At 43.3% G+C, this 19924-nt stretch carries 20 protein-coding genes and 2 pseudogenes; 16 read left to right on the top strand and 6 right to left on the bottom strand.

Going from position 1 to position 19924, the window contains the following annotated elements:
• Positions 1-124 precede the first annotated feature (124 nt).
• Complete coding sequence (locus tag BpJC4_RS14550; protein WP_151698120.1) at positions 125-352, bottom strand: hypothetical protein; 228 nt, start codon at positions 350-352, stop codon at positions 125-127.
• A gap of 99 nt (positions 353-451) precedes the next feature.
• Between BpJC4_RS14550 and BpJC4_RS14545 the strand changes: the two genes are divergently transcribed.
• The 5 genes from BpJC4_RS14545 to map all read left to right on the top strand — a co-directional run bounded on the left by BpJC4_RS14545 (position 452) and on the right by map (position 4152).
• Complete coding sequence (locus tag BpJC4_RS14545) at positions 452-826, top strand: DnaJ family domain-containing protein (RefSeq protein WP_151698119.1); 375 nt, start codon at positions 452-454, stop codon at positions 824-826.
• A 103-nt stretch (positions 827-929) separates the two neighbouring features.
• A complete protein-coding gene (motA, locus tag BpJC4_RS14540) occupies positions 930-1733 on the top strand; it encodes a flagellar motor stator protein MotA (protein WP_151698118.1) in 804 nt (267 codons plus the stop codon).
• Positions 1726-2526: a flagellar motor protein MotB gene (gene motB, locus BpJC4_RS14535; RefSeq protein ID WP_151698117.1), complete on the top strand. Its 801-nt coding sequence runs from the start codon at positions 1726-1728 to the stop codon at positions 2524-2526. The genes motA and motB overlap by 8 nt, the downstream gene beginning before the upstream one ends.
• Positions 2527-2715: 189 nt before the next feature.
• Positions 2716-3231 (top strand): type 1 glutamine amidotransferase domain-containing protein, encoded by a 516-nt coding sequence (locus tag BpJC4_RS14530; protein WP_151680770.1) that lies wholly within the window; start codon positions 2716-2718, stop codon positions 3229-3231.
• Between the two features lie 153 nt (positions 3232-3384).
• Positions 3385-4152, top strand: a complete 768-nt coding sequence (map, locus tag BpJC4_RS14525; RefSeq protein ID WP_151680769.1) for a type I methionyl aminopeptidase — start codon at positions 3385-3387, stop codon at positions 4150-4152.
• Between the two features lie 368 nt (positions 4153-4520).
• Here map and BpJC4_RS17190 read toward each other — a convergent pair.
• Positions 4521-4736 (bottom strand): annotated as a pseudogene (locus tag BpJC4_RS17190) (DUF1128 family protein); the annotation flags it as partial.
• Between the two features lie 138 nt (positions 4737-4874).
• Here BpJC4_RS17190 and BpJC4_RS14515 point away from each other — a divergent pair.
• Entirely contained in the window at positions 4875-5717 is an 843-nt protein-coding gene (locus BpJC4_RS14515) for a YihY/virulence factor BrkB family protein (protein ID WP_151680767.1), read from the top strand.
• A 333-nt stretch (positions 5718-6050) separates the two neighbouring features.
• Here BpJC4_RS14515 and BpJC4_RS14510 read toward each other — a convergent pair whose 3' ends face one another.
• Positions 6051-7226, bottom strand: a complete 1176-nt coding sequence (locus BpJC4_RS14510; protein ID WP_151680766.1) for an MFS transporter — start codon at positions 7224-7226, stop codon at positions 6051-6053.
• Between the two features lie 264 nt (positions 7227-7490).
• Between BpJC4_RS14510 and cax the strand changes: the two genes are divergently transcribed.
• The 6 genes from cax to rlmD all read left to right on the top strand — a co-directional run bounded on the left by cax (position 7491) and on the right by rlmD (position 13246).
• Positions 7491-8552, top strand: a complete 1062-nt coding sequence (gene cax / locus BpJC4_RS14505) for a calcium/proton exchanger (RefSeq protein ID WP_259370054.1) — start codon at positions 7491-7493, stop codon at positions 8550-8552.
• Positions 8553-8624: 72 nt separating this feature from the next.
• On the top strand, positions 8625-9419 hold the full coding sequence (locus BpJC4_RS14500) for a YfkD famly protein (protein WP_151680764.1): 795 nt from the start codon (positions 8625-8627) through the stop codon (positions 9417-9419).
• Positions 9420-9510: 91 nt separating this feature from the next.
• Positions 9511-9708, top strand: a complete 198-nt coding sequence (locus tag BpJC4_RS14495) for an SE1561 family protein (RefSeq protein ID WP_151680763.1) — start codon at positions 9511-9513, stop codon at positions 9706-9708.
• A gap of 160 nt (positions 9709-9868) precedes the next feature.
• Positions 9869-10657 carry a delta-lactam-biosynthetic de-N-acetylase gene (gene pdaA / locus BpJC4_RS14490; RefSeq protein ID WP_151680762.1) on the top strand — a complete coding sequence of 263 codons (789 nt, stop codon included), beginning with the start codon at positions 9869-9871 and terminating at the stop codon, positions 10655-10657.
• A 338-nt stretch (positions 10658-10995) separates the two neighbouring features.
• Entirely contained in the window at positions 10996-11859 is an 864-nt protein-coding gene (locus BpJC4_RS14485) for a DNA-3-methyladenine glycosylase family protein (RefSeq protein WP_151698116.1), read from the top strand.
• Positions 11860-11872: 13 nt separating this feature from the next.
• Positions 11873-13246: a 23S rRNA (uracil(1939)-C(5))-methyltransferase RlmD gene (rlmD, locus tag BpJC4_RS14480; protein ID WP_151698115.1), complete on the top strand. Its 1374-nt coding sequence runs from the start codon at positions 11873-11875 to the stop codon at positions 13244-13246.
• A gap of 442 nt (positions 13247-13688) precedes the next feature.
• Here rlmD and BpJC4_RS16740 read toward each other — a convergent pair.
• Together BpJC4_RS16740 and BpJC4_RS16225 are read right to left on the bottom strand one after the other, a co-directional pair.
• Positions 13689-14726, bottom strand: a pseudogene (locus tag BpJC4_RS16740) (recombinase family protein); the annotation flags it as partial.
• Complete coding sequence (locus tag BpJC4_RS16225; protein WP_021837185.1) at positions 14723-14887, bottom strand: hypothetical protein; 165 nt, start codon at positions 14885-14887, stop codon at positions 14723-14725. The gene BpJC4_RS16225 and the pseudogene BpJC4_RS16740, both read right to left, overlap by 4 nt.
• A 629-nt stretch (positions 14888-15516) precedes the next feature.
• On the opposite strand from BpJC4_RS16225, the gene BpJC4_RS14470 reads away from it, so the two are divergent.
• On the top strand, positions 15517-16554 hold the full coding sequence (locus BpJC4_RS14470) for a hypothetical protein (protein ID WP_151698114.1): 1038 nt from the start codon (positions 15517-15519) through the stop codon (positions 16552-16554).
• 99 nt (positions 16555-16653) lie between these two features.
• On the opposite strand, the gene BpJC4_RS14465 is transcribed toward BpJC4_RS14470, so the two are convergent.
• Positions 16654-17160 (bottom strand): hypothetical protein, encoded by a 507-nt coding sequence (locus BpJC4_RS14465; protein ID WP_021837187.1) that lies wholly within the window; start codon positions 17158-17160, stop codon positions 16654-16656.
• Positions 17161-17367: 207 nt separating this feature from the next.
• Between BpJC4_RS14465 and BpJC4_RS14460 the strand changes: the two genes are divergently transcribed.
• From BpJC4_RS14460 to BpJC4_RS14450, 3 genes are all read left to right on the top strand, one after another.
• On the top strand, positions 17368-17961 hold the full coding sequence (locus BpJC4_RS14460; protein ID WP_080626740.1) for a restriction endonuclease subunit S domain-containing protein: 594 nt from the start codon (positions 17368-17370) through the stop codon (positions 17959-17961).
• Positions 17954-19483 (top strand): type I restriction-modification system subunit M, encoded by a 1530-nt coding sequence (locus BpJC4_RS14455; protein WP_151698113.1) that lies wholly within the window; start codon positions 17954-17956, stop codon positions 19481-19483. The genes BpJC4_RS14460 and BpJC4_RS14455 overlap by 8 nt, the downstream gene beginning before the upstream one ends.
• 24 nt (positions 19484-19507) lie before the next feature.
• Positions 19508-19924 (top strand): BRO family protein (locus tag BpJC4_RS14450; protein ID WP_253724329.1); only part of this gene is annotated, 417 nt, incomplete at its 3' end.

Below are 19924 nucleotides of genomic sequence, written 5' to 3'. Positions count from 1 at the left end.
TACTATTTAATATTTTTACAAAACGATGTTTGCGGCCCGGTTCCTTTCTTGAAAAATGCCGTCCGCATTTTAACTGAACTGGGCGTTCCGTAAGAAAGCATCCGCTATGAATTTTTCGGCCCGGCTATGCAGCTTGAGCCGGTTCCTGCCGTCTCCTAAAAAGGGCGCCGTCAGCTGACGGCGCCCTTTTAGCTTGATGATGGTGCATGCTGTTTTTAAACGCTTCGTGCGGAATCATTTGTTCCTCATCATAGTTGCTGCCTTTATGCTGTTTTTCATCCGTCATCTGGTCTTTCGGAAAATTGCCCGGATGGCCTTTTCTTTTATAGCTGAACAGCTTTCCTTGTCCCATACTGGTTCCTCCTTTCATGACCATAGCGTCCCTAAAACATGCGGGAAAATATGTAAGAAGATGCGTTATAATAAAGGAAAAAGCGAAAGGGGAGCCTCTATGGATTTCACGAGAATCACTGAAGAAAAGATCCGAAAAGCTTATGAAGAAGAAAAATTTGAAAATTTACCGGGATTTGGGAAGCCGCTTCCGAAAGACCCGCTGTCAGGCGTGCCTGAAGAACTTCGAATGGCTTACCATATTTTGCAAAACGCCGGCTTTTCCCCTGAGGAAGCAAATTTAAAAAAAGAATTGATGACAATAGAAAATTTAATCAAGCAATCGGAAAATGAACTGGAAAAGGAAGGCCTCGAAAAGAAGTTGAGCGAGAAACTACTGACGTATAACCGGCTGCTTTCCAAAAAACGGATCAAAACAAATTCCGCTATCTTTAAAAACTACCGCGAAAAAATCGAAAAGAAACTGTTTGATTAACCGTATGCCCAAAAAATGAACATATTTCCCGCTTTTTTACTACACAGTGCCAATTTTCATCCGATATAATGAATGAAGACATCATAATAATCAGGTGAAAAATATGGACAAATCATCTATTTTCGGCATTATTTTGGGCGTTGTTGCGATTGGTGCCGGCATGGTGCTAAAAGGCGTGAGCCCGAGCGCCTTGATTAATCCAGCCGCAATTTTAATTATTTTGGCGGGAACCGCTGCAACCGTCATTATTGCCTTCCCGATGAGTGAACTGAAAAAAATCCCAATGCTTTTTAAAATTATTTTTACGGAACAAAAGCTGATGAGCACGGAAGAAATTATCGAGTTGTTTTCCGACTGGGCACAGATCGCCCGCAGAGAAGGTTTGCTTGCGCTTGAAGCAAAGGTGGACGAAATCGATGATCCTTTTTTGCGGAACGGGTTGAGCCTTGCGATCGATGGACAGAGTGCCGAATATATCCGTGATGTGCTGAGCGAAGAAATTGAAGCGATGGAAGAAAGACACCAGATGGGGGCCGCCATCTTTTCTCAGGCGGGAACCTATGCGCCGACTCTCGGTGTTTTAGGGGCGGTATTGGGGCTGATTGCTTCGCTCGGGAACATATCAGATACCGAAGTGCTCGGCCATGCCATTTCCGCCGCCTTCGTTGCAACATTATTGGGAATTTTTACAGGGTATGTATTATGGCACCCGTTCTCCAATAAATTAAGGCGAAAATCCAAAAAAGAAGTAAGAATAAAGGAAATCATGCTGGAAGGGATCCTATCCATCCTGGCGGGCGAATCCCCGCGCGTCATCGAACAAAAACTGGCTTCTTATTTGCCGAATGAAAAACGGAAAAAGCTGGTGGAAGAAGAGACAGAAGGCAGAGTGGCGACAAATGAGTAAACAGCGGAAGAAAGAACATGAAGAAGAGCGCATAAGTGATTTCTGGCTGCTGCCTTATTCCGATTTGTTGACCTTGCTTCTGGCCTTGTTTATCGTACTGTTTGCAATGAGCTCGATTGATGCCGAGAAATTTCAGAAATTCTCTAAAGTCTTTAACGGCGTGTTCGTTGGCGGGACGAGCTTCTTTGATTATACGAAGCAGACGTCTGGTGATGAAAATGGCACATCTGATACGGAAAAATTTCTCCAGCAAAAGAAAAACGACCAACAGAAAAACGGAAGTGCCACAATGAACAGCACCAAAGCCAACAAAGATACCCAATTGAAACAGACCCAACAAAAAATCAATACATATATAATGGAAAACCACTTGAAAGGAAAATTTGAAACTTCTTTAACGAGTGAAGGGCTGCTGATTACGATACGGGACAATGTGCTGTTTGATTCTGGGAAAGCTACGGTGCGGAAGGAAGACGTGAAAACCGCGAAGCAGCTTTCCAATCTGCTTGTCATGGATCCGCCGAGAAGCATCATCATCAGCGGGCATACGGATAACGAGCCGATCCATAATTCTGTCTATAAATCGAATTGGGATTTAAGCGTGATGCGCGCAACAAATTTCTTAAAAATCATTTTAGAGAACAAAAAATTAAATCCAAAATATTTTTCCGCCAAAGGATACGGGGAATATCACCCGATCGCATCCAATAAAACAGCTGCCGGCCGGGCAAAAAACCGGCGGGTGGAAGTGCTGGTCCTGCCGAAAAAACAGTCGGGTGGAATCGGCCAATGAACCTTGGGTTGATGATAGCGCCCGGGTTTTTTCTGTAATTCCCCTGAATCGTAAATCCTTACTCATAAAATCATCATCTTTATATGCTGAATTTCCATTATTTGGCATACAGATGCATATCATTTGTTTGAAGAAATACACATGGGGTAAAATAAAATCATCCCACGATTAGAAAAGGAGATGTGTACAATGGCCAAAAAAGTTGCTGTACTTGTCACAAATGAAGTGGAAGATTCGGAATACACCGAACCTGTAAAAGCTTATAAAGAAGCTGGCCATGAAGTTGTCAATATTGAAAAGGAAGCCGGAAAAACGGTAAAAGGGAAACATGGTACCGAAATTCATATTGACAAAGGCATCGATGAAGTCAGCGTGGATGATTTTGATGCATTGCTCATTCCGGGCGGCTTTTCTCCGGATCAGCTCCGTGCCGATGACCGCTTTGTCAATTTTGTAAAACAATTTATGGATAGGAAAAAGCCGGTGTTTGCCATTTGCCACGGCCCGCAGCTTTTGATTACCGCAAAAGCACTCGAAGGCAGGGCGGCCACAGGCTATAAATCGATCCGGGTGGACATGGAATATGCAGGTGCAAAATTCCGTGACGAAGAAGTTGTCGTATGCGGGAACCAATTGGTCACAAGCCGCACGCCAGACGATATTCCTGCATTCAACCGTGAATCTTTAAAAATTTTAAATGCATAAAATTTACGATACAAAAACCTGCTGCCTGTGAAATGACAGCAGGTTTTTTTACTTTGCGAACTCCGCCGATTAACGATATGATAATAAGAAGTGAGGAAACAGAACTGCGTTTTTACATAGAATAATGGTGCAACAACGAAAGGAAGTCGGAAAATGATTACTTTGAAATCACAAAGGGAAATCGACATGATGAAAAAAGCAGGCGAACTTCTCGCCGATACGCATAAGCAAATCGCAAAAATGATTAAACCTGGCATTACGACATGGGAAATTGAAGAATTCGTGGACCGGTATTTAAGGGAACACGGGGCAACCCCGGAACAAAAGGGTTACCAGGGTTACAAATACGCGACATGCGCCAGCATCAACGATGAAATTTGCCACGGTTTTCCGCGGAAAACACCGCTCAAAGAAGGGGATATTGTCACAATTGACATGGTCGTAAACCTGAACGGGGCCCTTGCAGATTCAGCATGGAGTTATCCGGTCGGAAAAATCAGCGAACAAGCGCAAAAGCTGCTTGATGTCACAAAAGAGGCGCTTTTTAAAGGTATTGAACAGGTTAAAGCTGGAAATCGGATCGGCGATATCGGCCATGCTATCCAAACGTATGTGGAAGCGCAAGGGTTTTCGGTCGTCCGCAACTTTATCGGCCACGGCATCGGGCCGAAAATCCACGAAAAGCCGGAAGTCCCGCACTACGGCCTGCCGCATAAAGGCCCACGCATTAAAGAAGGCATGGTCTTTACGATCGAACCGATGGTAAATATCGGAACCTACGAAACAAAGATGGATAACAACGGCTGGACTGCACGCACGATGGACGGTTCGCTGTCCGCCCAGTATGAACATACTGTGGCAGTCACGAAAAACGGTGTGGTCATCCTCACCGACCAGGATGATGAAAGAGGCTGTTTCTAAAGCTGTTTTAAGGGACAATTTGGGGAATATCTAAGCCGGATGATTTAATAAAAACGCTAAAAGACATTTCAAAGTAAAAATTTTTGTCAAAAATGTTCTTAGAGACGCTAAGGCCCAAATCGAGGTAAAAGTTAGGTTGGAAAGGTCTTTAGAGAGTTGCTAAGGCCCGATTCGGGTAAAAAATTATAGCAAAGAGGCCATTAAAAAGGCGCTAAAACCCATTTTGGCTGTAAACACAAGCGAAACCGGTCTTTAAAAATGTGAAAAGAGCCCATTTTAGATGAAATATTTAATCCATGGCATTTGAAATTTTTTGCCAAAAAAAGGGCTGTCCAAAGCATTTGGGCGAGCCCTTTCATCAAATTATGCTTTTTCAAACTCCCGAGTTCTTCCACGATTGCCTGCATTTCATTCGGACTGACGTATTTTTCTTCATCCATTTTATAAAGATCAAGCAAGTCGTCGTAACGGTCCAGGCTGAATTGGGATGCCTGCAATGCCGCGACATTGCCCATTTTTAATTTGAATGTAATTTCCTGCACCATGAATGCCATATTGCGCGCCGATTTTTCGGAAAGATCCACAGTATCACTCTTTTCGCGTATTGTTCATATCCCCCATTATACCGGAATGCCACCCGATCCGCTACGGATAAAAAACGTTTCATAGCGGCGGGACAGGGAAATATAAATGGTAAACCGGACGCAAAGAGGGTGATGAGAATGGATAAAATTGCGGTTCAAGCGGAGCAAAAGCGCTCAACCATTGCAACTTTGATGGAAAACTCGAAACGGAATGACATTACAGGGATGGCTGCGCAGTTATCCTACTTTTTTCTTTTATCATTATTTCCATTGCTGATCTTTTTGTTCACGATGCTTCCGTATTTGCCGATCAAAACTGATGATGTACTCAATATGGTTAAACATTTCGCGCCGCGTGAGTCGTTTGACCTGATCAATGCCACATTAAAAGAAATCTTGACGAACCGGCATGGGGGGCTGCTGTCATTCGGGATGATCGCCACGCTTTGGTCCGCTTCAAACGGCATGAATTCGATCATCAAAGCGTTAAACCGCGCCTACAAAGTAAAAGAGTCACGGCCGCCTGTCATGCAGTTCCTCATGTCCGTGATGCTGACATTGGGCATGATCATCGTTTTTGTCGTGGTCATTTTGATTCCTGTATTTGGGGAGCAACTTATACATTATGTATTTTCCTATTTTGGGATCCCGGACCATTTAAAAAATGTTTTGACCGTTTTAAGATGGATCTTGACACCTGTGCTGCTTTTCCTCATTTTCAGCGTGCTGTACTTTTTTGCGCCAAATGAAAAATTCGGCTGCTTAACAGTCGTGCCGGGCGCCATTTTTGCAACAGTCGGGTGGATTGCAGCGTCCCTTGCCCTATCGTTTTATGTCAACCATTTTGGAAATTACAATGCCACATACGGAAGCCTCGGCGGCATGATCATCATGATGCTTTGGTTTTACATCAGCGGCATTATCCTCATATTTGGCGGGGAACTGAATGCGATTTTAAACAACAAACACAAAAATTGCTAAAATGCCTATCCCGCGTGCTGCGCATATTAAGAATGTTCCGCAGCAATCCAGTTGAGGGAGTGAACATTATGAGTAAAAAAAAGCAAAACAGCAAACAAAAGCCGAAAGGAAAAACATCCGGCTCTGCAAACGGGCAAAACGGCTACCATTAATCGGGCAGAAGGCTGCACGCGGTTTGATGGGCGTGCAGCCTTTATGAATGCTTTGGCCATGCGTTCAATGCAGCCTTTATGAATGCTTTGGCCATGCGTTCAATGCAGCCTTTATGAATGCTTTGGCCATGCGTTCAATGCAGCCTTTATGAATGCTTTGGCCATGCGTTCAATGCAGCCTTTATGAATGCTGTGAAGCGGAAGCTTTGCTTTTTTTGAAACTGAAAATGGCAGACGCCAAAAAAAGAAGTAAAAAGCTGATCAGCAGGAAGAACGCAGGCCCTTTGATATAATCAATGACCAAGCCGCAAAGGTAAGGGCCGGCCATGCTTCCGAAGCTGTACAAAATCCCACACATAATATTTCCGGCCGGGAGCAGCGTTCGTGGCAGCAAGTCGGACATAAAGCTGATACCGAGCGAAAAAGTGGACCCGACGGCCATGCCGGCAATGAAAAAGCAGGCAAATAAAGCAACCGCGGAAGATTTGCTGAGCGCAGCGGCAGCAAAGCAGGCGCACCCGATCAATAGGACCGTGATCAACGTTTTTCGCCTCCCGAACCGGTCGCTCAACATGCCGAGCGGGAGCTGGAAAATAATGGAGCCGATTGCAAAGGCCGGGATAATGAGCGACACTGCATCGACATCGATCCCGTTTCTCAACGCATAAATCGGGAAACTGCTGTTGAGCGACGATTCCATGAACCCGTACCCGAGGGGCGGAAGCAGGGCGACCCAGGCGTATTTCCAAACTTTTCCGAAACGCTGGAACGTGCTGAGAAACGATACATTTTCCAAATCAGATTCGGGATGTTCGTTTTTTAACAGGAAAACGGCCAGCCAGAAGCAAAGGCTGATCATGGATGTCAAAATAAACGGAAGCTTTTCACTGATTTCGACAAGCCTTGTCATCGCCGGGCCGGCTGCAAAACCAAGGCTGAAGAAAAGCCCGTATAAAGCGATATTGCGCCCAAGCCGGCCTTTCCGTGAAAAAGAAGTGATCCATGTCTGGGTTGAAAAATTAAGCATATGGTCACCGATCCCGATCAACAGGCGTAAAACAAACCAAAACCATAAAGACTTCCAGGCGGAAAATAAGAGAAGCGAGGCGATCACGGCCAGGCCGCCGGTTAAAATCATAGGCTTGTACCCGAACTTCCGGAGCGGCGCCTCCATAAGCGGCGATGCAAATAATACGCCAATGTACAGACCGGTCGCATTCAGCCCATTCAACGACGAATCAATTCCATCTTTTTCAAAAATAATAGAGATAAGCGGCAGCAACATGCCTTGTGTGAATCCGGAAACTGAAGTCATCAAAACTAAAATCCAAAAACGCATGCGTTCGTAACGATTCATATGTATACCTCAAGAAGTATTGTACACTACTAACTGTCCAGCTTTAGCGCCTAGCGTATTTCTACGCCTCTTCCATGCAATAAGTCAACATCGGTTTGCCTTTGAGGCTCACCGTGTTTCCTTCATTTCAATTTGGGGCCCTGAAGCGCATACACAGATAAGCAAGCGCCTTCCGCTTTTCTTTTAGCATAATCATATCAGAAATATTTGGCAAGCCAACTGTTCTTTTGTAAAATTTTAAAGAAAGCGGTCGACCAAAGGAGGATGATCATGAATAAAGTATTTGCGATTATGGTATATATCGGGGTCCCCGTTTCTGTTACCGGGGCGCTTTTGCACTGGCCAAGTGTTCTTATGTTTGCCATTTACTGCCTGACCATTATTGCCCTTGCAAGCTTCATGGGGCGGGCGACTGAGAGCCTTGCCATCATTTCGGGGCCGCGGATCGGCGGTTTATTGAATGCGACATTCGGAAATGCAGTTGAATTGATCATTTCGCTGTTTTCCCTTCAAGCCGGGCTACACCAGGTCGTGCTTGCTTCTCTGACGGGTTCTGTCCTGGGGAATTTGCTGCTCGTTGCCGGGATGTCGTTTTTGGTCGGAGGCATTAAGTATAAAAGGCAGAAATTTAATGTGTATGATGCTAGGCACAATTCGGGTCTGTTGATTTTTGCGATTTTTATTGCGTTTGTCATCCCTGAAATTTTTTCCATGAATTTATCGGACAGGGACACGGTCAGCCTCAGTGTCGGTATTTCCATTATTTTAATTGTGCTTTACTTATTTGCGCTGTTTTTTAAACTGGTCACACACCGCGGGATTTACCAGGACAGGGAAGTCCAGCAGCAAGAAGAACATGAAGAACCGGAATGGTCGAGGGGAAAATCCATCATCGTGCTGGCCCTCGCAACAATCGCAGTTGCATATGTGTCGGAAAATCTCGTACATACTTTCGAGTCTGTCGCGGAAAGTTTCGGATGGAGCGAAATGTTTATTGGGATTATCATCGTCGCCATTGTCGGAAATGCTGCCGAACATGCTTCGGCCATTTTAATGGCTTACAAAAACAAAATGGATATTGCCGTTGAAATTGCATTCGGTTCAACACTCCAAGTTTCCATGTTTGTTGTGCCGGTGCTTGTGCTTGCATCACTCTTTTTCGAAAAAGCGATGCCGCTTGTGTTTTCGGTGCCGGAACTTGTTTCCATGATTGCAGCCGTCATGCTCACGATCATTTTGGCGAACGACGGCGAAACAAACTGGTTTGAAGGCGCCACAATGCTTGCCGCATACATTATTATGGGAATCGGCTTTTATTTGCTGTAGGCGGATATTTTAGCCCGTGCAGGAAAAAATAACGGTACGTTCGTGAACATCTTGTGAAAGGAGCAAACATCGATGAAATTGATGCGGACGATCCTGATTTTTCTGCTTATCGCGCTTGCAGCTGCCCCGGCCGGAGAAGCGAAGCCGGTAAACAAGCAGGTAAAAATTCCCCAGTCAGTTCTGAATATCACGAAAGAAAATACTTATCCGAATCCGTCACAGGACCTGCCTTATTTGCAGCCGAGCGATTTTACCGAAAAACTATTGAAAACTTCCAATGTAAAAATTGAAAATCCGAATTTGATCCGGATGCTGAATGAAACGAGCGTGAACCACTCGTTTTTGTCGCTCGGCCTGCGCGCGAGAATTTATTTAGGGGAATGGCCGCTGAATTATGAATCCAATGAAACTTCGCCGAATTGGCAGTATCAAAAAATCAATACAAATTATTTTGATAACCGCGGCGGCAATGCCAACTATAAAATACACTACGTCCAAGAATCGCAAAAAGTGGTACGCGGCGGCCTGACCGCGAAGCTTCCGAAATCGGATGATGTCAAAAAAATGATGCTGCTGAAAGCAATGGAAAACTCAAATCTGCCGCTTGCCTTTGATACAATCATAGGCGCCGGCACGAAAAAAGACCACGAATACAACATCCCGCCGAAACGGCTCGGTTATTTGTACGCTTATGCTCCGGCCGTCAACGAAAAGGGGAAAGTCACGTACGGTGAAGTGTACCTCGTGTTAAAAGGCACGAAACGGGAAATCATGGTGAAAAACGTCACCTCCCACGGCATCGGCGCCTGGATCCCGATTCAGGATTATGTATCGTTTGGCTTTGCCGTCACAGAACAGCCAAAATAATGGGACAAAGCTGTCTTCCGGGCAGCTTTTTTCTATGCGCGGAATAGAGTATACTATAGGTTAGAAAAGCAATGCCGTGAGGAGGATTTTTTTGGGAAAGGCTGTTTACGACAAAGACCAGCAACTTGTGTATTTAAAGGAACGCCTAAATATGTTTTTGGAAGTTTTGGATTCACTGGATCCAGAAGCCACCGGTCTTGAAGATATCGACCGGCTTCTCCAAATGATTGATGAGATCGAAGTGAAAATCGAGCAATTCAAAAAACGTAAACCGGCTCCTTCCTTGTAAGCCGGTTTTTTATATGCGTGTGAAATTTTTTCGTACACAGGGTTCTCTTCTTGCCCGAATTTCTGCCAGCAAAAATTAACAACGCCTGCATATACTGCCAGCATTGCCGCCAACGGAAATGAAAAAAATAAGGAAAACCACACAAAGGAGTTTGTTTGCCATGAAAAAAGGATTTGTTACTGCCTTTGCGGTTTTTCTGTTTTTTTCGGTATTCCCCCACGTTGAGACTTTTGCCATTGCCAACACCCCGATCCACTGGGGTTTCAATAAAGGTAAAAACGGACAGCAGGCGGATGCCGGTGCCGCCTATAACGCAGTTTTGCAAAAATATGGCGGAGTTTATAAAGGCAACCCGAAAGACAAATATTTGTACCTGACATTTGACAACGGGTACGAAAACGGGTATACTCCAAAAATTTTAGATGTATTGAAAAAGGAAAAAGTCCCGGCGATCTTTTTTGTCACCGGCCACTATTTGAAATCACAGCCGGATCTTGTGAAGCGGATGGTGGCGGAAGGCCATATTATCGGCAACCACTCCTGGGGGCACCCAGATATGACGCAAATTTCAGATGCGCAAGTGCGTGAGGAACTGGCAAAAGTCAAAGAAGAAACCGCGCGCATCACCGGCCAGAAAGAAATGAAGTATTTGCGCCCGCCGCGTGGCATCCTGAGCGAACGGACCATGCAGCTTGCCAATGAAGAGGGGTACACCCATGTCCTCTGGTCGCTTGCTTACCAGGACTGGGATGTGAACCGCCAGCATGGCGCCCGGTACGCCTACGACAGCATCATGTCGCAAATCCATCCGGGGGCAATCATTTTACTGCACACTGTGTCCAAAGACAATGCGGAAGTGCTCGAACGCGTGATCAAAGATCTGAAAAAACAGGGATACAAGTTCAAAAGCATGGACGACTTTATGAAAATCGAGAAGGTGAAGAAATAAAGGGACCAGGATATCTGGCTCTTTTTCTATAAAGCCGGGTGTCAGAAAGTCAACGGTTTGAATGTAAAATCAGCGGGAAATAGCTGAAAATCGGCGGTACGGTTTAAAAATTTGTGCGTGCAGTAAAAAGACGCTTGTATGTCGTCATTACGCATGGAAAGTGCGGGGGGATTATTTTTCATTCTTAGCTGCGGAAATCAGGCACAAACCTTATTTATATCAGCGGAATACGGCTTGAAATCAGCACCTCCGCTCAAATTAGAGGAAGGGTATCTTTTGATTTTCTATTTTCCAGTCTGCCTATGTTATAATGACAAAAAACGAATCGAGAGGAAGCCATGTGGGAGAAAACAGTTACGATCAATGGCCCGTACAATTTTGACCGGGCTCTCGAACGTTTGAGCCTCGATCCACTGCAGGCCGTGGATCCGCTCAAACGGACGGTAAAAATTCCAATCTACGGTGAAGTACCTGAAACAGCATCCATTACCGCAATCGGGACAACGGAGGAGCCGGCGTTTCTCATACAAGGAGAAAATCCGGACACGGCCGAAACCGTTGCAAAGCGGATTTTTCATCTGTTCCAATGGGATACGGACATCGCCGGCATTATCAGCCATTTCACCGGAACCGCGCTCGAACCGCTTTTTGAAGAACACCGCGGCACGCCATTTGTGCTCGATTATTCACCGTACGCCTGCCTGGTGAAATGCATCATCCACCAGCAACTGAATATGAAATTTGCCCATACCCTGACGGAACGGTTCGTCTACACATTCGGGTTCCAGAAAGATGGCGTCTGGTTTTATCCTCCGCCCGAAAAAACTGCCGCGTTAAGCGTCGCGGATTTGCGCGCACTGCAGTTCAGTGAACGGAAAGCCGAGTACGTGATCGGCCTGTCAAAACTTGTCGATTCCGGCGAACTGGACTTGGCGAAATTTGAAACAAAACCGGACGGGGAGATTTTAAAAAACCTCACGAAAATCCGCGGCATTGGGCCGTGGACGGTGCAAAATTTCCTTATGTTCGGGCTCGGCCGCCTGAACTTGTTCCCGAAAGCGGACATCGGCATCCAAAACGCACTGAAAAAACTTTTCCAGCTCGAGAAAAAACCAACCCACGAAGAAATGGACGCTTACGCAAAAGACTGGGAGCCTTACTTAAGTTATGCCTCCCTTTACTTATGGCGCAGCATTGAATAAAAGGACGGATTTTATGCAGAAACAAGCAGCAATCAAAGTGAAACAACAATTTCCTCTGATAATCAAGCGGCTCGGCATCAACGGGGAAGGGGTCGGCTATTTTAAAAAAACGGTCGTTTTCGTGCCGGGCGCGCTGCCGGGCGAAGAAGTTGTTGCCGAAGCAAAACGCGTACACCCGAAATATGTGGAAGCAGTCGTGAAAAAAGTGCGCAAACGCTCACCGCACCGCGTGAAACCCCCGTGCCCGGTTTACGAACAGTGCGGCGGCTGCCAGCTCCAGCATCTTACGTACAAACAACAGCTCATCGAAAAACGCGACATCGTCATCCAGGCACTCGAACGCCATACGAACCTGAAGATAGACGAGCTTGACATCCGCGGGACGATCGGTATGGACAATCCGTGGCTGTACCGGAATAAAAGCCAGTTCCAGCTCGGCGAAGGCCACGGCAAAATCATCTCCGGGCTCTACAGTCTTAATTCCCACCGCCTGATTAACGTCCCGGAATGTATCGTCCAGCACCCGCTGACGAACAAAGTCACACAGGTGGTCACGCAAATTTTAAACGATTTCCATATACCGGTTTACAATGAAAAAACCGGAAAAGGGATCGTGCGCACAATCGTGACGCGGGTCGGCATCCAAACCGGGCAGGCTCAAGTTGTGATGATTACGGCCAAAAAGGAACTGCCGCGCAAAGACACCATCCTGGCTGAGATCAAAAAACGCCTGCCCGAAGTCGTTTCCGTCGCGCAAAATATCAACGCGAAAAAAACTCCCATTATTTTCGGCGACGAAACGATCCACTTGTCCGGAAAAGAAATCATCGAAGAGCGGCTAGAAGAATTTACGTACGAACTCTCCGCCCGCGCCTTTTTCCAGCTCAACCCGATCCTGACGGTGAAACTTTACAATGAAGTGAAAAAAGCGGCCGCGCTGACCGGCAAGGAAAAAATCGCCGATGCGTACTGCGGCGTCGGCACGATCGGACTGTGGCTGGCAGACGGCGCATCGGAGATCCGCGGTATGGACATCATCCCAGAAGCCATCGAGGACGCGAAGAAAAACGCCGCCGCCCACAACATCCCGAACGCCCATTACTACGCAGGCAAAGCGGAAGTCCTCCTGCCGAAATGGCTGGACGAAGGATGGCGCCCGGACGTTGTCATTGTCGACCCGCCGCGTTCAGGCTGCGATGAAGCCCTCTTACGTACAATTTTAAAGGTGAAGCCGAAGAAGTTTATATATGTTTCATGCAATCCTTCTACATTGGCGAAAGACTTGCAGATGTTAAGCAAGGCTTATGAAGTGGCGTATATGCAGCCGGTCGATATGTTCCCACAAACGGCACACGTCGAGTGCTGTGTGTTGCTCGTGAAAAAATAGAAGATATATAAGGGTCCGAGAATCGGTAAAAGATTCTCGGACTCCCATCTTCCTTTATTTCAATTCTCTCTATTAGTTTGTGAAGCATTTCTTCGTCGAGAATAGGGTTTTTCACAAATTGCTCGACTTGATTGATTAGCTTTGTAAAATCAATGGTTTGCTTTTGGTGAAGTAATCCCTGTTCTAATTTTGCTTTTTCCTCATTTAACTTTGCAAGCTGGTTGCCATTATCCTCAATGAGCAATCTGTATTCTTCGTCTTGGATTTCGCCACGTATTTTCATACGAAGTGCAACCGTTTTATCTTTCTTTAAGTGTTCAATCTCTTTGAGAATGTTACCGAGTCGTTTTTGATCTCGTTGAATGAACTTTGCCATTTTCTTCTCAATATCCTTTTGAAAGGATTTAGTGGAAAGTGATGAAAACATCTGTTTTATATCATCTGAAATTACTTCAATCAATTCACTTTCCCTTACATAGTGGTCAGAACATTGTGTGTGGCCATGCTTATTATAGGTTCCACATACGTAGCCTTTGCGATTTTTTTTAAAGTGCATGCTCTTTCCACAATCAGCACAGAAGGACATATTTGTGAAAAGATGTTTTTTTGCATATGGCCGTTTACGTTTTCTTTCTGAAATTAGTTGTTGAACAACAAGAAAGTCATCTTTTGAGATGATCGGTTCATGCGTGTTCTCAATAACAACATAGTCATCCGGGCTATTTTTTTTACGTCGTTCGGAAGTGACATTTATGGTAGTTTCCCGTTGTTGAACAAGATGACCGATGTAATGAGGATTTTCCAGTATTCCCCTTATGGTAGATCCATGCCAAAGTGAACTTGAATTCCTTTTTCCCGCAATCTCTGATGGAGTAGGAATCCCTTCCTTTAAAAGTTCTTTTGCAATACTGTCAAATCCCTTTCCCAAAAGGTAAGAGTTGAATATTTGGCGTACTACATCTGGTGTGTTATCATTTCTGATTTTCAATACTCCATTTTCAACATAATATCCATAAGGTGGAATGGAACCTTTAAATTTCCCACCTTTTGCTCTTACTTTCAGAGCGGTCTTCACACGGTCACTTGTCCGTTGTGATTCCTGTTCGTACATCCAGGCGTATAATCCAAACATCTGTGTGTTTCCAGAGAGTGTGTCAATGGCACCGTCCAATGTAAGAATGTGTATGCCACGATTTTCTGCAAGATTTTTAATTTCATAAGATAGTTGTCCATTCCTTGCTAACCGTGACAATTCTTTTGCTAGGATGATGTCAAATTTTTTCATTTTCGCATCTTCAATCATGCGTTTCAATTGATGACGCTTCTTCGTTTTTGTGCCAGATTGGACATCCAAATAGATGTCGTATAAATCCCATCCCTTTTCGGATAAAAGATTCATAAACAATTCCTTTTGGTTTTCAAGAGATTGTTTTTGTTCTTCTTTGTTTGTTGATACTCGAATGTAAATTGCAGCTTTCAAGCCACTTCCTCTCCTTTCTTGTCTGAAGAGTCAGTGGAATTCACCTTATTATTATCATAGATTTCCTTGATAAGTGCGTCAATTTTTTCATTCAAGATGGATTTGTAAATGTCTTCGAGGGTAATCGGGGATTGATCGTTGAAGATTCTTTCGGGGGTCATTCTGTTTTCCTCCTGCTGTTTTTATTTTTTGTTGGAATCAAATGATATGGGGATGATGTGGAGACACCGAAGGAATTTGATTCGAGGGTGTTTACCTTCGGTTATGATTTAATCTTACACAAGCCCGTAGTTGAAAATCAAAATTCTTAGGTTCGAGGGTCAAAAAATTTTTTCACAAAGGGAAGTTTATAAGTAAGAAGGAAATGGAGAAATGGGAAAGGCTAGTCCAAGAAATGTAATCGTTTGCATGTGTAAGATAAATCCATTGGTGTACATAGTGAAGGCTGTATGTCATTGGAAAGGAAAGAGGATGGAAGAATAGTTGACACAATTCGATAACCAATAAACGAAACCGTAAAGCAATTCGTCTTTACGGTTTTTTCTTGTAATCAGACTTTGGTAAGTGTTGGAACTAACAGAGTGCAGAATCTTTACTTTTATGAACATGTTGTCATACAGTTGAACGATTTTTTACGGGCTTTGATGAATATTTTCTTTACAACTACATAGCATGCAATACTTCGTGACACATTGGTTCCTATCCATGTGTTGGAGGTCATATAAATTAGTTTGGGACGGGAAAAACAGAGTTCTGAAAACCCTTGACAACAAAGGGATTCACTATTCCCGTGAACGAAAATAAAGGAGATGGTAGATGGTTTAATTTGATTCACACATTTGAAATGATGTTGCTCATAGCCTATTATGATGTTCAACATTTATTTTCCATGTACAGTGTAAACATTAACAAGTATGACTACTTTGGAGCTGCGGTTAGACAACTTAACAGTGAAGTAAAAAAGAGATTTCCTGCCTATTCTATTACTTGGATGAACTGTCGTGCGGATGGGGATTGGCATCTACATCTGAAGGTGGATGCTGTCAAACTGTTGAATAGAGGAGAGATTATAGAAGATGATTATGATTTGATAGAATCCAATATTCGAAAATTCCTTATCCGACACTTTGGACATTCGGAGTATTTCGATTCTCATACGCTAACAAGAATTGATTATAGAATGGATGTGGAAATGCCAAATCCAAAAGACCGGGAACTGTTATTTCATCTACTTGAAAAATACACTGCTAAATATGCCTACAAACAAAAAATCAAATGGGGGAAGGATGAAAATGGAAATCCTTTTAAATATGACACATCGCAATATCATAAATGTAACAGTACGGAGTTGTTCATTTATGATAAAGAAGAAGAACGGATTGCAAATGGTGAGAAAATCCAACCGTACGAAATTGGCCGGGTCAGATACGAACTGAGATTGAAAAATGGTCATCTCAATAGTATGAAAAGAAATGATAAAGGAAAAGGCAGGCCAAAGAAATTAAGAAGCTACTTTTCATACCAACTATGGAAAGCGTACATGGAAAAGCACGTTCTGCCCATCGTTCACCGAGGTGATTACTATAAAATCACTGAAGCTGAGAAGCTAATTGGTCGCAGTCAATTTTCAAAACGAAAAAAAGAAAGTCTTCGCAATTTCTTCGTTATGATCTCCAAAGGCAGCATTGACACCCCTAAGAAACACATGTCCCTACCTACTTATCGGAAATACCTTCATGAACTCGAAAGTATCGGAATAAATCCCATTCTCATTCCAAAAAACCGTACCGATTACCCCAATTGTTTAAAAAACCCTTTCAAAATCTAAAAATATTTGAACATAAAACACTGAAGGTGTTTAAAATGTGTTGCTCCTAACACTATAAACACATTTTAAAAAATTGTCCAAAAAAAGACAAGAGCTGTTTCATGGCTCCTGTCTGCCTTCTGGCTTATAGCGGTTCATTGCGTCAATCAGTGCTTGAGCTATTACATCTTGAGTTTTTAAATGAGGATAATATTCTTCGCAAAATTGGCTGAAATTCTCGTAAATGGCACTGTTCATCCTAATGCTTTTGTTGACGAACTCGGCATCTTTACTGTAGATGCGTTTATCTAGCAGTAAATTCCCCGCCTCTTCAAAATGATGAACAACTTTCTTCAAGGTATCTAAATGGTTCTTGATGAAAGTTATTTCATCACTGTGTTCGGTAGTGGTACTTGCCGTTCGTTCCGCTTCGGAGCGGACAAACGGATAGTATTTCTTGTCCGCTTGATGATAAAGGTAATCTCCCTCCCTCATAAGTTTACTGAAAGTGCTTGAAGGAATTCCAAGAAGTTTGCTGATTTCCTTCAAATCATACTTTTGTAGCATTTTGTTGACTTCCTGTACTCTTTTTGTTGGTGACATTGAAATGAATGTGTCTTTATCCAATTCACAAAACCCCTTTCTTTTTATGAAGTTAATGTATGATAGATAAAAATCTATTCGATATAACTGTACCTTCACTGTATTTTGTACAATGTATAGGGTTCGTTTCATCACGAAATAAAGATTGACTCTACCAATAAAAAAGTTATATACTGTATTTGACAATAATAAGTCAAATGATGGATTTAACATTTGAATGGGAGGTGTAACATGCAACTTGGTGATATTGCTCAAATACAAACCGGCCTTGTTCTAAGCAGAAAGAAAGCGGAAATGCCATATGAAGCAAAAGCTACATACAGTCTCCTCTCACTCAAAAATATAAGTGAAGACGGATTCATCGAAAATGATTCGTTTGAAGCGTTTATTAGTCATGATAAGCTGGATGACCATTATTTTACTGCAGAAGGCGATGTCCTGATGCGGCTGAGCCAGCCGTATACGGCTGTATATATAGACAAGGACCATACCGGTTTACTGATTCCATCCTATTTTGCGATTATAAAGGTGGATCAGGAAAAAGTTTTGCCTCAATACTTGGCCTGGTATTTGAATACATCAAATGTAAAGAAGGAATTAGAACGCTCGCAAGCGGGCAGCAGGATTCCCAGCACCAATCAGCATGTCATCAGAAATCTTCCTTTTGAACGATTACCCACTTCAAAGCAAAAAGCATTGATCGAGCTTAATCAGCTCCGCCAAAAGGAAAAATTACTTTACAGAAAATTGATGGAAGAAAAAGAGTTGTATTATCAAGCAATTGTCCAACAAATTATGAAGCAGGGGGAAAGAAAAAATGGTTGAACAAACAACACAGGATAGAATTAATAGCATTCTCTGGCAAGCAGCCGACACATTCAGAGGAAAAATTGATTCATCAACATACAAGGATTATATTCTAACTATGTTGTTTATTAAGTATTTAAGTGATTCGTACAAAGAGAAAGTAGAAGAGTATACAAAACGTTACAATGGCGATGAACAGCGGATCCAGCGTGCTTTATCAAGAGAACGATTTGTACTGGATGAATCATCAACCTTTGACTATTTATATAGCAAAAGAAATGACCCGGAAATTGGTGAAATCATTAACAAAGCATTGGAACGAATTGAAAATGAAAATACAGGCAAACTTCGTGGTGTATTCCGTAACATTGACTTTAACAGTGAAGCAATTCTTGGAAAGGCAAAAGAACGGAATGCCATGCTGTGTTCATTATTGGAGGACTTTAATCAATTATCATTGAGACCATCTCAATTAGGGAATGAAGATATTGTAGGAAATGCGTATCAATACATGATTGGATTATTTGCTTCTGATGCCGGAAAAAAAGGTGGGGAATTTTACACGCCTGCTGAGGTTTCAGAAGTACTAGCGAGATTAGTGAAACCACAAGAAAACGATCGTATTTATGACCCTACGTGTGGCTCAGGCTCATTGTTATTAAAAGTTGCAAAACAAGTACCAAGTAAGAAAGTAGCGATTTATGGACAAGAGCGTAATGGTGCCACTCATTCATTAGCATTAATGAATATGTACCTTCATGGAATCGATGATGCAAAGATAGAATGGGGCGATACACTAGCTAATCCATTACATTTGGAAGATGGCAAACTAATGAAGTTCCAAGTCATTGTTGCTAATCCACCATTCTCATTAGATAAGTGGGCGATGGGGTTTGCTGGTGAAGGAACAAATGACAAGAAGTTTAAAATGGAGCCAGGTCTTGACCCACATAGAAGATTTGAATGGGGAGTTCCACCAAGCTCAAAAGGGGATTACGCCTTTGTTCAACATATGCTTTATTCCCTAGCGGAAAACGGACGTATGGCTACTATCTTACCTCATGGTGTTCTTTTCAGAGGAGCAAGTGAAGGTAAAATCCGTCAGCAAATCATTGAATTGAATCTGTTGGATGCAGTCATTGGTCTTCCCGAAGGGCTTTTCTACGGTACTGGAATCCCGGCTTGCATTATGGTGTTCCGCAAAGACCGCACCCGGAAAGACGTTCTGTTTATTGACGCATCCGGCGAAGGCCATTATGAAAAAGGGAAAAACCAAAATAAATTACGGGAACAAGACATCCAAAAGATCGTCGAAACCTACGAAAAGCGGGAAACGATTGATAAATATTCCTATGTCGCCACATTGGACGAAATCAAAGAAAACGACTATAACCTGAACATCCCCCGCTACGTCGACACCTTTGAAGAAGAAGAACCCGTCGACATGGAAGCCGTCAAGGAAAACATAGCGAACATCAAAAAAGAACTCCAAGAAGTCGAAGCACAGATGGAGCAGTATTTGAAAGAGTTGGGATTGTAAATTCAAGGAGGGAGAAGAAAACAAATGGGGGAAATTGAAAAGTATAGTGAACATACTTTTGAACAATTTCGTCAAGTAAACGAATTTGGGGAGGATTTTTGGTATGCAAGAGATCTCCAAACAATATTAAATTATGAGCAATGGCGTAATTTCTTAAAGGTAATTGAAAAAGCAAAGGAAGCATGCAAAAACAGTGGGCAGATGGTATCAGACCATTTTGCTGAGGTCAGCAAAATGGTCGAGCTTGGCTCAGGAGCAAAAAGAAAGATAGATGATTATGAGCTTTCACGCTATGCCTGCTACCTCATCGTTCAAAATGCTGATCCAAAAAAGGAGATCGTGGCATTAGGACAGACCTATTTTGCTGTTCAAACCCGAAAACAAGAATTACAGGAGCAGTTCGAGACATTAGATGAGGATAGAAAGAGATTGGCTATACGT

The sequence above is a fragment of the Weizmannia acidilactici genome, from assembly GCF_008974185.1.
GTDB lineage: Bacteria > Bacillota > Bacilli > Bacillales > Bacillaceae_C > Weizmannia > Weizmannia acidilactici.
The sequence above is the reverse complement of the archived record's forward strand: the minus strand, read 5'-3'. Positions and strand labels throughout refer to the sequence as shown.